This window comes from Desulfitobacterium chlororespirans DSM 11544 (assembly GCF_900143285.1).
GTDB lineage: Bacteria > Bacillota > Desulfitobacteriia > Desulfitobacteriales > Desulfitobacteriaceae > Desulfitobacterium > Desulfitobacterium chlororespirans.
Genome location: NZ_FRDN01000029.1, coordinates 1 through 12,400, shown reverse-complemented (window position 1 = coordinate 12,400; position 12,400 = coordinate 1). Strand labels below are relative to the sequence as shown.

The window sequence follows — 12,400 nt, the reverse complement described above, 5'->3', positions numbered from 1 at the left end:
GAGGTATGGAGCTGACGGGTACTAATCGGTCGAGGGCTTGACCTAAGGTCCCGCAACGAAAAGGGACTCACTGAAGGGCTCAAATCTGCAGTGAGGACGATGAAAGACTAAATTACAGTGGAAGAGGATCTGTGCAGTTTTGAGGGAACAGAGTTCCGAGAGGAACACTGAAACTTCAAAGGATCTGGTGACTATACCGGAGGGGTCCCACCCGTTCCCATCCCGAACACGGAAGTTAAGACCTCCAGGGCTGATGATACTTGGACCGCAGGGTCCTGGGAAAGTAAGTCGTTGCCAGGTAAGTAAGAGAAAGAGACCATCGATTGTGATGGTCTCTTTTGCTTTGGTTCAAATTACGCACCAGTGCGTAATTTGGAGGCAAGCATTCAAGTTCTCGTGGGTGGGGGTGTTAGCTTTTTTCCTTGTGGAAAAAACAAGGTATGTGCAAGAAGGTTTGGGGTCGGTACCACCCGTACGCCGGCGCCACGCAGCGGGTTTATGTGGCCGTGTGGCTTGGCCGAAATGATGTACTACATCTTTCGTATCCCGAACGCGAGCGCGCTGTGGGAAAAGAAATATCGAATGCGCCGCCTACCTGGGAAAGTAATATCCACACTGCGGGAGCGTGCGTCTCGGGACGCGGTGTGGTGAAAGGCTCATTCGCCTTTCGTGTTGCCAGGTAGTACAGGGGGCCATCGATTATGATGGTCCCTTTGCTTTGTTCAAATTTTGCACCAGTGCACAATTTGGATTCTCACGGGTGGGGGGGGTTAGCTTTTTTCCTTGCGGAAAAACCTGGTGTATCTAAGAAGCTTTGGGGTCGTTACAACCAATGCCGCCCCCTTTGCCTGGATACAACCCCTGAATAGCTCCACGGTCTGTTTTTTCTAGGTTGCACTGGAAAACTCGCTTAGATTATCATAGCAGGCGATTAAAGTATTTTGCATAGGAGAGATATCATTGCAAATACTTGCGCAATCTACGAGAAATTATCTGCTATTGGGTGATTGTCTCATATTACGATCAAGTACATGTCTTTTATTGTTGGATGTCAAGCCATTATGAAAGGAAGCGAGTAGGATGTGGGAGCTTTATGATGAGCTGATTGAAGCGGTTGATCCGGATCTGCGTATAGAGGACTGTCTGGTTGGGGTGAGTTGGATTATGGTCCGATCCCGGGCTACAGGTCTGGCCATGGTCATGGCCAGCGAGGCCGGTTCTGTCCGGGGAAGCGGCTCCCTGGTGGGGAAGCGGGTCAGAGAACTGGCCGAATATATCAAGTCTTGGAATACGCTGGAGGCAGGTATTGGTTTGGCAGCTATTAACTCGGTGCTTAATACTGGAGAATTAGTTGAACGTTATTCCGGCCTGGGCACGGATACCCATGCCGGGGAGAGTGTCTTTGTGGCTCTTCGCCCCCAGTTGCGGGGAAAGAAAGTGGCGGTGATCGGGCATTTTCCGGGATTGGAGCAATTGAAGGAGTGGCCCCGGCTGACCATTCTGGAACGCAGTCCCCAGGAGGGTGATCTGCCGGACCCGGCCTGTGAATACGTTTTACCGGAACAGGATTATGTCTTTATCACTTCGACTACACTGATCAATAAAACGCTGCCACGGTTGCTGGAATTAAGCAGGCAAGCTAAAGTCATCATGGTAGGGCCGAGTACCCCTTTGTATCCGGGCCTATTTGCCAGAGGAATAGAACTCTGGCCGGTTCCGTGTTGGAGGATGAAAACCTCTGGGCATATGTGCGGGAGGGAGGCCTGGGACCGGGATATTTAGAAAAGGTTGCCGGATGGTTCAGATTTCAAGAATATGATGAAGTCGGCAAAGGAAGTAAAAGAAGATGAAATTCATTAGTGTGGCGGAACTGCTCCTTCAGGGAAGACCGCTGTTATTCTGAGGCTGATTGAAGGCCTCTTTTTTATTGCCACCCGCATAGCAGGTGGTTTTTTGTCGCCTCAGCCTATAACGGATTGAGCAGGTAGCCGTCGCGGTATCAATCATCTATATTACCAACTCAATGAGTGGGAGGATATCAAATTATATGATAGGCATATAGTAATGCAGTAATGCCTTATAACACAGATTTGGATTATTCACTTATAATAGGTTTGTATAAAAATTAACAAAATGAAATTAATAATTATGGTCTATTGCTATACTAGCCAAACGGCTGGCCAGACCGTGACAATTCTCCAGTTACTAGGTTAGATACAGTATCTTGAAATTTGGTGCGGGCATGCCTCTACAGTCGGCCCTGCAAATGCTCAACCTCAACCTAGTGCGGGGGATCATTCCTAAGTAGCTGTCTCAGCCGGCCGATCAAGATATAAGATTTTCCAAATAGAAGGAGGAGTATTTATGTCAAATTCAATTGTGTCTCGGAGAAAATTCATCACGGCAGGTCTTACCTTTGCAGCCGGGGCAGCCTTAGTCGGGTGTGGGGTGAAAGAAGCGGCCAGTCCTGCGACTGCATCCACTTCCAATACCAATACGGAAGCCCCAGCGGTACCCTGGATCTATGAACCATTGGACCCGGAAGTGGTAAGGAAACGCGCTTATGAGAACTACTTTGAAGGTGGCTGCTGCTACGCCGCCGGAAAGGCCTTAGTTGACTCTGCTAAGGAAAAAGTAGGCGGACCCTGGAATACGATTCCCACGGATATGTTTAAATATGGTAAAGGCGGAGCATTATCCTGGGGTACATTATGTGGGGCTCTAAATGGCAGCTTGCTTGTTATGAATTTGGTTGCCGGAAAGGATATCGATCAAGTCGGCAATGAACTAATGGGTTGGTATACGATGTTTCCCTTCCCATCCACCAAAATGGATAGCATTGCAAAATTCCCTAACCAGATTACGACAATAGCTAATTCTCCTCTATGCCACGTATCCGTCAGCCTTTGGGCGAATGAAGCAAACGCTAAAATTAACTCTGATGAAAAAGCAGATCGTTGTGCTAAGGTTTCAGGAGATACTGCAGCCGAAGCTGTATTGATTCTCAACAAGTGGAAAGAAGGACAGTTTGTTCCGGCGTATAGTCCCGGATCAGAATTTACGAGTTGCCTAACCTGTCATAATGGAGCCAAAAGTATGCTGGATAACGAGCAAGGCAAAATGAATTGTGCTCAATGTCATGATGACAAATTACAAGGACATCCATAAAAATCTTCTTGAATAAACCCTTATAAATAGAGGAGCAGACAAGGACTTTTTTCTATAGAGCAAAGGCTTATATTATAAATAACGGAGGCAGCAGATTCTGCCTCCGTTAGCTATATTTACGTCTATGACTTAGGTACGCATAAATTTATTGACTAATTTTCAAAAAACATTAGACTTAAATTAGAGGGGATTTAGTGCAAAAGAGGTAATTATGTTAAAAAAGTCACAACAAAAACTTAATTTAGGTTTTTCGTTTTTCATCCTATTGTTACTATTGCTATTGGTTCAAGTTAGTATCCAGCTGGCTTTGATTTTCATAGTAAGTTTAGCTATTGGTTTTACCTTGCAAAAATCACGGTTTTGCTTTGTAGCTGCTTTCCGCGATCCTTTGTTAATTGGCACGACCAAACTCACAGAGGCGTTAATACTATTGTTAGCAATCAGCATTCCCGGTTTTGCAATGGTGTTTTATTTATCCAATATATTTAATCTCCAGTTAAATCTGTATGTAACTCCTTTTGGTGTCCATACCTTCATCGGGGGCCTTCTTTTTGGAACGGGGATGGTTTTGGCCGGCGGCTGTGCTTCCGGTACTCTCATGCGGGTTGGTGAAGGTTTCGCCATGCAAATGATTGCTCTGCTTGGGCTATTTCTTGGAGCATTTTGGGGTAAATACTCCTTACCGTATTGGCTTTCGATTTTTCAGGAATTTCCGGGGATATCCCTTCCGGATATCGTGGGGTGGGTTCCCGCTGTGCTTATCCAGCTGTTAACCTTATTCCTTTTATGGGAAGTCATTCGCTGGTGGCAGAAAAAGCAAAAGGGAGTTGGCTGAGCCATGATAACCTATACTTTAGATATATGGGGTGAAATGTGCCCGATACCTATAATCAAAACACAGCGTAAATTAAAAGAAATGGCATGCGGGGATCGGTTGGTATTGGAAACGGATCATAGTTGTACGAGCAGGGCTATTGTTCTCTGGGCACGGGAACATGGGCATGAAATCGAAGAAAGTGAAGTTTCCAATGGGATATGGAGACTGGAGATAACCAAAGGACATAACTAAAAGGGAGAGTCTTATGGGAAAAAAACTGGAGATTATTTATAAGGGACCTTGGGCTTATTGGGTTGGTGCGGCGGTATTGGCCATTTTAAATATGCTGGTTTTGGTAATCAGAAAAAGGCCTTGGGGGATTACTACAAACATTGAGGAATGGTCTGTATGGATGGGTTCAAAGATCGGCTTAGTTAGTAATATAGATATTAACCTTAAGCAATTGTTATTATCTGATGGAACATATTTAAACCTGGGCGTGATTCTGGGAGCTTTTTGGGCGACACTCGCTGCTTCCCAGGCACGTTTTCATCCGATTAAGGATAAAAAATTTGCGATTTCTGCGTTAATCGGCGGAATTCTTATGGGCTATGGGGCTCGTGTTGCCTACGGATGCAATATTGGCTTGGTACTCAATGGTATTGCTTCAAGTTCGCTGTCAGGATGGATTTTCGCTGTTGCAGTGTTTATGGGGGCTTGGCTGGGAGCGAAACTTTTAGTGCGGTTTTTGTTGTAACCGATATTAACATAGAAAACGTTCTTCCGGATCCGTGAGAAATTTGATTAATTGTCTGGTTTTAGAAGACAAATAATGATGTTCGAACTTAATAATATTATAATTCAAGGGCATATCCAAATCCATAATCGTAAGGGCCCTAAGAGAGCCTTGATAAACCTCCTTTTTTACGGATAAACGAGGTACGACAGCTCCCCCCATCCCTGCTTGCACGGCAGACTTAATGGCATCTATGGTGGTCATTTCAGTAATTATATTAAGCTCTTTAAAAGTATAACCTTGAGCTTCAAGGAATTGAGCCAGCACTTTGTGAGTCCCCGATCCAGGTTCACGCATAATTAATGGCTGACTTAAGAATTCCTTTAAAGTAATTTTATCGGTTGGAGCGGGGTGAGCTGGGGGAACAATCAATACCAATTCATCTGAAGTAACATGATGGGTACTGATTCCTGGCATTTCAGGAAGTATTTCCACCACACCAAAATCCACTTGCTCTGCTTTGACTTTACGCAGTATTTCTTCGGCATTGGCAATTTCGAGCCGAATATTTACTTCGGGATATTCTTCTTTAAACAAGTAGATTGAACAAGGAAGGGAAACATTGCCAATCGTTGTACTTGCGCCCACAATAATTTGATTATTCTCATGTTGCATGGTAATTTCCAATTGCTGTTCCATCTCTTCTTGAATTGTCAAGATCCGTTGGGCATAGGTATAGAAGACCTGCCCTGCTTTCGTAAGAGAAACGCCTTGCTGTGTCCGTTCAAATAAGGGACCCCTGTAATACTCTTCTAAATTTTTTATATGTGTACTCACCGCGGGCTGGCTTAAATGCATGACTTTAGCAGCCTTAGAAATGCTTTGAAATTTAGATACAGCGATGAAAATTTTCAACTGGTAAGTGTCCAAATGCTCACCTTCTCTCAAGTGTTTCGTTGTGATTCGCGAGACTTTTTAGCAACAAGGCACCTACCTTAATGTTACATCATAATGAAAGAATTATTAAGTATAAAAATTCTTTATACGGATATAAGCACTTGCAATGATTTGCACTATTTGTAATGTTTTCGGTCATATTGTAGGTTAATCTGTCAAATTGGAGGTCTACCTGTCAAATATAGTGATATTGTAGAAAATTTAAAGAAAAAATAGGATTTTTTGGGTGGAGCTGAAAGAGTGAGTATAGTATACTTTAAGTGAAAGTAGTAATAATCGCTAAACAAGCTGCCGCAAAAAAGCCTCAACAATTGGAGACAAAGAGAGGAGGATTATGATATGAGTGATAGTTCGAAATTATCCCCCAAATCGATTGCCTTCCTAGTTGGACTTTGCGTAGTTACAATGGCTGTTAGTCTTGGGTGTGTGTTCTTCTTGTAATACTGACGTTAAATTAGAAGTGTTATATTCCTGGTAATTAAAGAAGTCGCTGATAAAGAACGAGAGTCTCTTTATTCTGTGACTTCTTTTTCTGCTGATTATACCGCTTTTGCGTGATTAAATTAGCTTTGTTTATGAAGCGGGACTGTTTTGCTGTGGCAGGCACTTTGTTCTTATATTGAAAAAAGAAGCAGCTATAGCTATAATAAGCTTAGTTAGCGATGGCTAACAAGGGCTTATCGATCTTCTCAAAACTCTTTCATATTTAAATAGCAATAATGAGTATGGACCTTCTGGTTGCAGAGGTCATAGGAATAGGAGTCAAGTAACGGGTAGAGGCCTCCTGGAGGATAAGGCTTGAAGGGTGGTGTAAAAATGGAATTTGAACTTAATGAGCTTGTGGAGCAATTTACTAATATCTCCATACGAGTGGAAGGAGTCTATAATTATAAGATCGAGCCGGGGACAGCCGGATGGCAAAAAGCAGCCCCTTTTCCAGGGTTTATTTTCCCGGTGGGTGGGAAAGCCCAATATCGATTTGACGGTACACCCTATACGGCAAGTATCGGCAAGGTGGTTCATGGTGGAGCCGGTATGAGCCTGGATAAGCAGGTCCTGGGAGATACGAAGTGGGAGTACATCTCCGTGCTATATGATATTCGTACTCCAGAAACGAAAGGAATTTGCCTTCCGGAGGTTCACTTTGAGCTTACACCGGGAAAGAGCCCCCGCTTGCAAGAGTTATTAGGGCGCCTATGCGGAACTTTTAATCAGCCTGGCTCAATACCCGCTTTTCAGACGGAAAATCTGTTTCGCTGTGTACTGGAGGAGGTTTTTGTGTGCGCTCGCAACCAAACCAATCATGGTGCTCAGGCTTTGTTCGAACAGGTATCCTCTTACATCCAGGATCACTTTATGGATTCGCTGACGGTGCGTGGTTTGGCAGAACAGAATGAGGTCACAGAGAACCGTTTATTCTATGTTTTTAGTAAGTATGCGGGGATGGGTCCCGGGGATTATCTGATAGCTTGTCGCCTGAATCGTGCTAAGGAATTATTAACGACCATTGGTGCACCTGTATCGGAAGTTGCTAAAAGCGTCGGATATTCCGATCCGCTCTATTTCAGCCGGAGCTTCAGAAAGCGTTTTAAAATGTCCCCCAGCGAATTCCGAGAGAAATTCAGGAATAATCCATAAGTGCTTTAAGATAATTCCATTCCCATGAAAAAAAGGATTTGCTATACTAATCTTAATGGTTAGCTTAAGCTAACCTAAATCCTGTTGTACATTGGAGGAAGGAAAGAAAATGAAAAGAATAATGGGGATGATCGTCTCACTGGCACTTTTAGCAGGACTATTGGCGGGTTGCAGCACTAGCGCAACGGGAAGCAATATCAATACCCCGGCTGCTCAAGCCGAGAAGACACCAGGGGCCGGTGGTAGTGGAGCGGAAGAGGCTGCATGGCCAAGGACCATTGTGGACGCAACAGGGAAAGAAATTACTTTAACTGAACAACCACAAAGAATTGCCATTCTTCATTCCCTTTATTTGGAGTATTTCCTGGCCTTAGGAACGCCGCCCATCGCCTCTGCCGGTGCATCTACGGGAGATGCCATGAAAGCCTTGGGAGAATGGGAAACTCTAAAGCCTTATGTGGGAACCGCGGAAATTATTGACTTAGGCAGTGCCCGGGATCTGAATTTAGAAGCTATCTTAGGAGCCAATCCGGATGTTATTGTGACTTTTAAAGGACAGGGTAATCTAGACAAGATTTATGAACAGCTGGAGCAGATAGCTCCAGTCATCTTAGTGGATTTCAGTGCTCCTTGGCAAGAACAAATCCTGGCCTGCGCAGAAATTGTGAATAAAAAAGCCGATGCTCAAAAACTTATTAAGGAAATCGAGGACAGCGTTCAGTCAGCAAAAGAAAAGTTGAGTCAGCATCAGGATAAGACCATTGCCATATTCCGGACCGATGGTGGCAAAGCCTTTGTTACCCGGGGTGACAAAGATTACTATGATACTTTTGGTATTGCCAAACCGGAAGGCTATCCTGATGACTATGAGACCTTATCCTTAGAGGCTGTAGCGGAGATGAATCCCGACTATATTATTTTTCAGGATTTTATCACAACCTCCCAAGCTTTTGTCAAGACACTGGAAGCTTCCTCTGTTTGGCAAGCTATGGAGGCAGTTAAGAAAGGACAAGTTGTTTACTTTGATGATTCCTTGAACACCTTTGGGCCTCTGGCGACAAAACTTACGGCAGAAAAACTAATACAGATTATCTCCAATTAAGTCCATAGTGAACTATTCTGCAGCTGAGAGAAGGCGAGCTGTGGACGGATAAAAGATAGCTTACCTAAGAGTATGCTATCTTTTTTGTTATAGGTACTGCCATAGGGGACTATCGTCAATTCTAGTATTTAACGGTATAATAATAGTTCCTGCATATTTCTTTTTTATAAATGGTACAATTAAGCTGTATTTGTTTAAATGATGTGGAGGGAGAGAAAAGATTGTCGTCGAGTAAAAACAACAATGTCATTGATTTTCAGCAATATAAGGAAAAACGTGAACTTCAAAGGGTTATTCCTTCTGCAGAGAACCCGCTTGAAAATGATTTTCAGGGAAAGTTGCGGTTAACTCAAGAGGATGCCGAAATGATCATATACTGCATGCGACTGGGCCGGGAATACTTTATGATCGAAGTAGAGGAAGCCCCCGATGAAGGTGGGCAACCCCAAAGGGATTTTGAGACCGTAAATAACCTGCTGGATAGAATTCAGTATGAAGTCCTTAAGCTCCAGACGGAGGAGGGCTACATCATTGGTTTAAGCATTTTAGAATTAGCATTTATCATAGATTGTGTTGAGATGACGAGAAATGCTGTAGGCAAGGGTATCAATGTCTTCCAGTCAGAGCCAGGAGATAAAGAAAATTATACAAAGTGGTTGGATGGAACTTTTTTCTATCTGCTGGATGTGTATGAAAAATGGAGATTTTATCAGGGACATTGAACGAGGCTTATGTATATAGAGAGTTTTAAAGCGCTATGATATCAAAGTCGTCAGGGATAAAAAGATTACCTTTATAATATTGTTTGCCTTCAGCTGTATATAATGCTTTACGTTTCTCAATATTCTTATCTTCCGTATGCCAGAGGATGAGATTCTTAATATTGAGCAGGGTGGCCAGTTGACAGGAATCCTTTACTGTACTGTGGTTTTTTTCATAAGGTTTGAAGAGTTCACGTTCTGCATAAAGACAAAAAGCCTCACAGAGGAGCCAATCGCTGTTCTCGACATATTTTTGACACAGCGGATGATAGGGTTCATCCCCTATAAAAGCCAGTTTTTTATCACCGTCTAAGCCAATTTTAAAACCAAATTGTTTAGCTTTGGCAGAATGAAGATCGAAGAAGGTAAAGGTATGACCCAGCAGCTCTTCCTGCTGTCCATCGGCTACCGAAATAATATGAATTTGCCGGCTGATTAAATCAATAATTTGCTTGTCCATAGTGATTTTAACCAGAGAATGAAGAGCAGAAGCTAATTCATCATGGCAATAAAGCTTAAAATCTCCTTCATATTTTCCGGCAGCCATGGCACTCCCTATCATACGAATGACCCAAACCATACCCAGGAGATGATCTGTATGGCAATGACTTACGAAGGCATGATGAATCTTGTCATAGGGAATGTTAGCTTTTTGTAGTTGAGAGAGAATTCCGTTTCCCCCGCCGCCATCGATGAGGATATAATCATCATCATCTGTTAAGGCAAAACAGGTATTATAACATTGAGTTACAACGGCGTGCCCAGTCCCGAGAACGATAAGATTTTTCATTGATTTGTACCTCATTTGATTCAGGATGATCATATAGTTCGGTTTAAGAGGGTATTTATCCTATAGAAAGTCTAAAAAAGTGCTGGGTATTCAAAGTTTGAGTCATAAAATAGGAAGAAAGACCTATGACTCATAGGAAAAAAGACTTTTATAAATTAGGATTCATTTAAAATTACGGCAGGAAATATTGAGTTTACCGCGAATATTGAATATCGAAAAAGATATAAAAAGGGCTATAAAAAGGGAGAAAAGTATGGAGTTATCTACACTGATTGGATTACTTTTGGGTTTTATCGCTGTAGGCGTCGGAATGATTCTAAAAGGAGCCAGCCTTACGGCTCTCATTAACCCGGCAGCTATTTTGATTATTATCGTTGGCACTATAGCAACAATTTTTATTGGCTTTCCTATGGAGGACCTTAAAAGAGTGCCCAAGCTTTTTAAGATCTTGTTTATGAAACAACAATTAATATCCAAGAAGGAACTTGTCAAGCAATTTGCCGAATGGACGACGGTCAGCCGCCGGGAAGGCATACTCTCCCTGGAAAACCGATTGGAAGAAATCAATGATGATTTTCTTAAAAAAGGGATGGGCATGGCTATCGATGGAAATGATGCCGAGTTCATCCGCGATGTTCTCTTCGAGGATATTTCGGCTATGGAGGAAAGGCACCGGGATGGGGCTCTTGTCTTTACCCAAATGGGAACCTATGCACCAACCCTAGGGGTACTGGGTGCTGTGGTGGGATTGATTTCTGCCTTGAGCAATTTAAATGAGGTAGAAGCCCTTGGACATCTGATTTCAGCTGCTTTCGTCGCCACCTTGTTGGGTATTTTTACGGGGTATGTTCTGTGGCATCCCATGGCTAACAAACTGAAGCTTTTCTCAAGAAGGGAAGCAGAAATAAAGAGAATGATGCTTGAGGGAATTTTGTCGATTCAAGCGGGGGACAATGTCAATGCAATTCATAATAAACTTTTTGCCTATCTCTCCGCAGCAGAGCGAAGAGAATTAACTGAGGAGATGGGTAATGAAAAAGCATAAGAAAGAGCACCATGAGGACCACATGGATGAAACCTGGTTGGTGCCTTATTCAGATATTTTAACCCTATTGCTGGCCCTCTTTATCATCCTATTTGCTGCCGGGCAAATCGACCAAAAAAAATATGAGCGTATTATGGCTGGCTTTAACAGTGCATTTACTGGGGGAACAAGTGTCTTTGAATCTACAAGTGAGCTGAATATTGATATTACCGATGATAATATGGGTAAAAACAACGATCCCGTAACCACTGAGACAGATAGTCTATTAGCTGCTGCCCGTGCTCGGGAAGATCGTGATATGGGTGACATGAAGGCAAAAATCGATCAGTATATTAAAGAAAACAATTTGAGTGCACAGCTTGAGACTCGGATCACAGAAGAAATGCTGATGATCAGCATTCGAGATTATGCACTCTTCGACTCAGGCTCCGCTTTAGTAAAGACTGAGGCTCAAAAGTTAGCCTATATTATATCGGATATTTTAAGGCAGTATCCTGATTATAATGTAGAAGTAGCAGGTCATACGGATAACCTTCCCATTAATACAACCGAGTTTCCCACCAATTGGGATTTGAGTTCTCGACGCTCTTTAAACTTCATGAAGTATTTACTGCAGTCTGATGGACTTGATCAGTCGAGGTTTAGGTCGATTGGTTATGGGGAATTCCAACCGATTGCTGCCAATACGACCGAAGAAGGCAGGGCTAAGAATCGCCGTGTTGAGGTCAACATATTAAGGAATTTTGGACAACCTACGAGCATCTTTAGCAGTGCACAGTAAAGACTGATTCCGAAGGAATCTGCTCTCTGCGACGCTATAGTAATTGAGTCCATCGGGGACGATTAACAACTTAAATATTTTGTCGAAATTAATGTTGACACCAACTCAATCAAGTGATAGTATAATAAAGCATCGCAGGAACGGAAAACATTCTGAACATACTTCTGAAGTATCAGTTAGAAACTTTAGAAAAAAGTGATTGACAAACGAAAATCAATCTGCTAGAATAAAGTTCCGCTACCGCGAGTAGCAAAAACAAAAATGGTCTTTGAAAACTAAACAACAAGGAACAGCCAATGACTCGTCAAATGAGAGTAAGAAATTTGAGCAATCAAATGTTCTTCATAAATTTTATGGAGAGTTTGATCCTGGCTCAGGACGAACGCTGGCGGCGTGCCTAACACATGCAAGTCGAACGGAGAACTCAATAAGCTTGCTTAAAGAGTTCTTAGTGGCGGACGGGTGAGTAACGCGTGGATAACCTACCTAGTAGACCGGGACAACCCTTGGAAACGAGGGCTAATACCGGATAAGCTTACATCTTGGCATCAAGGAGTAAGGAAAGATGGCCTCTGAAGATGCTATCGTTAGTAGATGGATCCGCG

Annotated in this window: 12 protein-coding genes and 2 rRNA genes; 12 read left to right on the top strand and 2 right to left on the bottom strand. The window is 43.0% G+C overall.

Annotation, left to right across the window (positions count from 1 at the left end; all coding sequences use genetic code 11):
- The first annotated feature begins 183 nt into the window (after window positions 1-183).
- From rrf to BUA14_RS26970, 6 genes are all read left to right on the top strand, one after another.
- Window positions 184-300 (top strand): 5S ribosomal RNA (gene rrf, locus BUA14_RS26995).
- 780 nt (window positions 301-1,080) lie between these two features.
- Window positions 1,081-1,782 carry a Rossmann-like domain-containing protein gene (locus BUA14_RS26990; protein WP_242954788.1) on the top strand — a complete coding sequence of 234 codons (702 nt, stop codon included), beginning with the start codon at window positions 1,081-1,083 and terminating at the stop codon, window positions 1,780-1,782.
- 582 nt (window positions 1,783-2,364) lie between these two features.
- Window positions 2,365-3,168 (top strand): cytochrome c3 family protein, encoded by an 804-nt coding sequence (locus tag BUA14_RS26985; RefSeq protein WP_072775416.1) that lies wholly within the window; start codon window positions 2,365-2,367, stop codon window positions 3,166-3,168.
- 211 nt (window positions 3,169-3,379) lie between these two features.
- Window positions 3,380-4,003 carry a YeeE/YedE thiosulfate transporter family protein gene (locus BUA14_RS26980; protein ID WP_072775415.1) on the top strand — a complete coding sequence of 208 codons (624 nt, stop codon included), beginning with the start codon at window positions 3,380-3,382 and terminating at the stop codon, window positions 4,001-4,003.
- Between the two features lie 3 nt (window positions 4,004-4,006).
- Entirely contained in the window at window positions 4,007-4,237 is a 231-nt protein-coding gene (locus BUA14_RS26975) for a sulfurtransferase TusA family protein (protein WP_072775414.1), read from the top strand.
- A 13-nt stretch (window positions 4,238-4,250) separates the two neighbouring features.
- A complete protein-coding gene (locus BUA14_RS26970) occupies window positions 4,251-4,742 on the top strand; it encodes a YeeE/YedE thiosulfate transporter family protein (RefSeq protein WP_072775413.1) in 492 nt (163 codons plus the stop codon).
- A gap of 6 nt (window positions 4,743-4,748) precedes the next feature.
- Here BUA14_RS26970 and BUA14_RS26965 read toward each other — a convergent pair whose 3' ends face one another.
- On the bottom strand, window positions 4,749-5,651 hold the full coding sequence (locus tag BUA14_RS26965) for a LysR family transcriptional regulator (protein ID WP_072775412.1): 903 nt from the start codon (window positions 5,649-5,651) through the stop codon (window positions 4,749-4,751).
- 843 nt (window positions 5,652-6,494) lie between these two features.
- On the opposite strand from BUA14_RS26965, the gene BUA14_RS26960 reads away from it, so the two are divergent.
- The 3 genes from BUA14_RS26960 to BUA14_RS26950 all read left to right on the top strand — a co-directional run bounded on the left by BUA14_RS26960 (window position 6,495) and on the right by BUA14_RS26950 (window position 9,140).
- A complete protein-coding gene (locus BUA14_RS26960) occupies window positions 6,495-7,316 on the top strand; it encodes a helix-turn-helix domain-containing protein (protein WP_072775417.1) in 822 nt (273 codons plus the stop codon).
- Window positions 7,317-7,425: 109 nt separating this feature from the next.
- Window positions 7,426-8,418 (top strand): iron-siderophore ABC transporter substrate-binding protein, encoded by a 993-nt coding sequence (locus BUA14_RS26955; RefSeq protein WP_072775411.1) that lies wholly within the window; start codon window positions 7,426-7,428, stop codon window positions 8,416-8,418.
- A gap of 221 nt (window positions 8,419-8,639) precedes the next feature.
- Window positions 8,640-9,140, top strand: a complete 501-nt coding sequence (locus BUA14_RS26950) for a hypothetical protein (protein WP_072775410.1) — start codon at window positions 8,640-8,642, stop codon at window positions 9,138-9,140.
- A 25-nt stretch (window positions 9,141-9,165) separates the two neighbouring features.
- On the opposite strand, the gene BUA14_RS26945 is transcribed toward BUA14_RS26950, so the two are convergent.
- Window positions 9,166-9,969 (bottom strand): MBL fold metallo-hydrolase, encoded by an 804-nt coding sequence (locus BUA14_RS26945; protein ID WP_072775409.1) that lies wholly within the window; start codon window positions 9,967-9,969, stop codon window positions 9,166-9,168.
- A gap of 253 nt (window positions 9,970-10,222) precedes the next feature.
- On the opposite strand from BUA14_RS26945, the gene motA reads away from it, so the two are divergent.
- The 3 genes from motA to BUA14_RS26930 all read left to right on the top strand — a co-directional run.
- On the top strand, window positions 10,223-11,014 hold the full coding sequence (gene motA, locus BUA14_RS26940) for a flagellar motor stator protein MotA (RefSeq protein WP_072775408.1): 792 nt from the start codon (window positions 10,223-10,225) through the stop codon (window positions 11,012-11,014).
- Window positions 11,001-11,795 (top strand): flagellar motor protein MotB, encoded by a 795-nt coding sequence (locus tag BUA14_RS26935; RefSeq protein ID WP_072775407.1) that lies wholly within the window; start codon window positions 11,001-11,003, stop codon window positions 11,793-11,795. Before motA ends, BUA14_RS26935 begins: the two co-directional genes overlap by 14 nt.
- A 350-nt stretch (window positions 11,796-12,145) precedes the next feature.
- A 16S ribosomal RNA gene (locus BUA14_RS26930) occupies window positions 12,146-12,400 on the top strand; the annotation flags it as partial.

What these genes read in the sequence shown, in the direction of transcription:
- BUA14_RS26990 (WP_242954788.1), top strand. Translation starts at nt 1,081, where the DNA reads ATGTGGGAGCTTTATGATGAGCTGATTGAAGCGGTTGATCCGGATCTG.
- BUA14_RS26985 (WP_072775416.1), top strand. Translation starts at nt 2,365, where the DNA reads ATGTCAAATTCAATTGTGTCTCGGAGAAAATTCATCACGGCAGGTCTT.
- BUA14_RS26980 (WP_072775415.1), top strand. Translation starts at nt 3,380, where the DNA reads ATGTTAAAAAAGTCACAACAAAAACTTAATTTAGGTTTTTCGTTTTTC.
- BUA14_RS26975 (WP_072775414.1), top strand. Translation starts at nt 4,007, where the DNA reads ATGATAACCTATACTTTAGATATATGGGGTGAAATGTGCCCGATACCT.
- BUA14_RS26970 (WP_072775413.1), top strand. Translation starts at nt 4,251, where the DNA reads ATGGGAAAAAAACTGGAGATTATTTATAAGGGACCTTGGGCTTATTGG.
- BUA14_RS26960 (WP_072775417.1), top strand. Translation starts at nt 6,495, where the DNA reads ATGGAATTTGAACTTAATGAGCTTGTGGAGCAATTTACTAATATCTCC.
- BUA14_RS26955 (WP_072775411.1), top strand. Translation starts at nt 7,426, where the DNA reads ATGAAAAGAATAATGGGGATGATCGTCTCACTGGCACTTTTAGCAGGA.
- BUA14_RS26945 (WP_072775409.1), bottom strand. Translation starts at nt 9,969, where the DNA reads ATGAAAAATCTTATCGTTCTCGGGACTGGGCACGCCGTTGTAACTCAA.
- motA (WP_072775408.1), top strand. Translation starts at nt 10,223, where the DNA reads ATGGAGTTATCTACACTGATTGGATTACTTTTGGGTTTTATCGCTGTA.
- BUA14_RS26935 (WP_072775407.1), top strand. Translation starts at nt 11,001, where the DNA reads ATGAAAAAGCATAAGAAAGAGCACCATGAGGACCACATGGATGAAACC.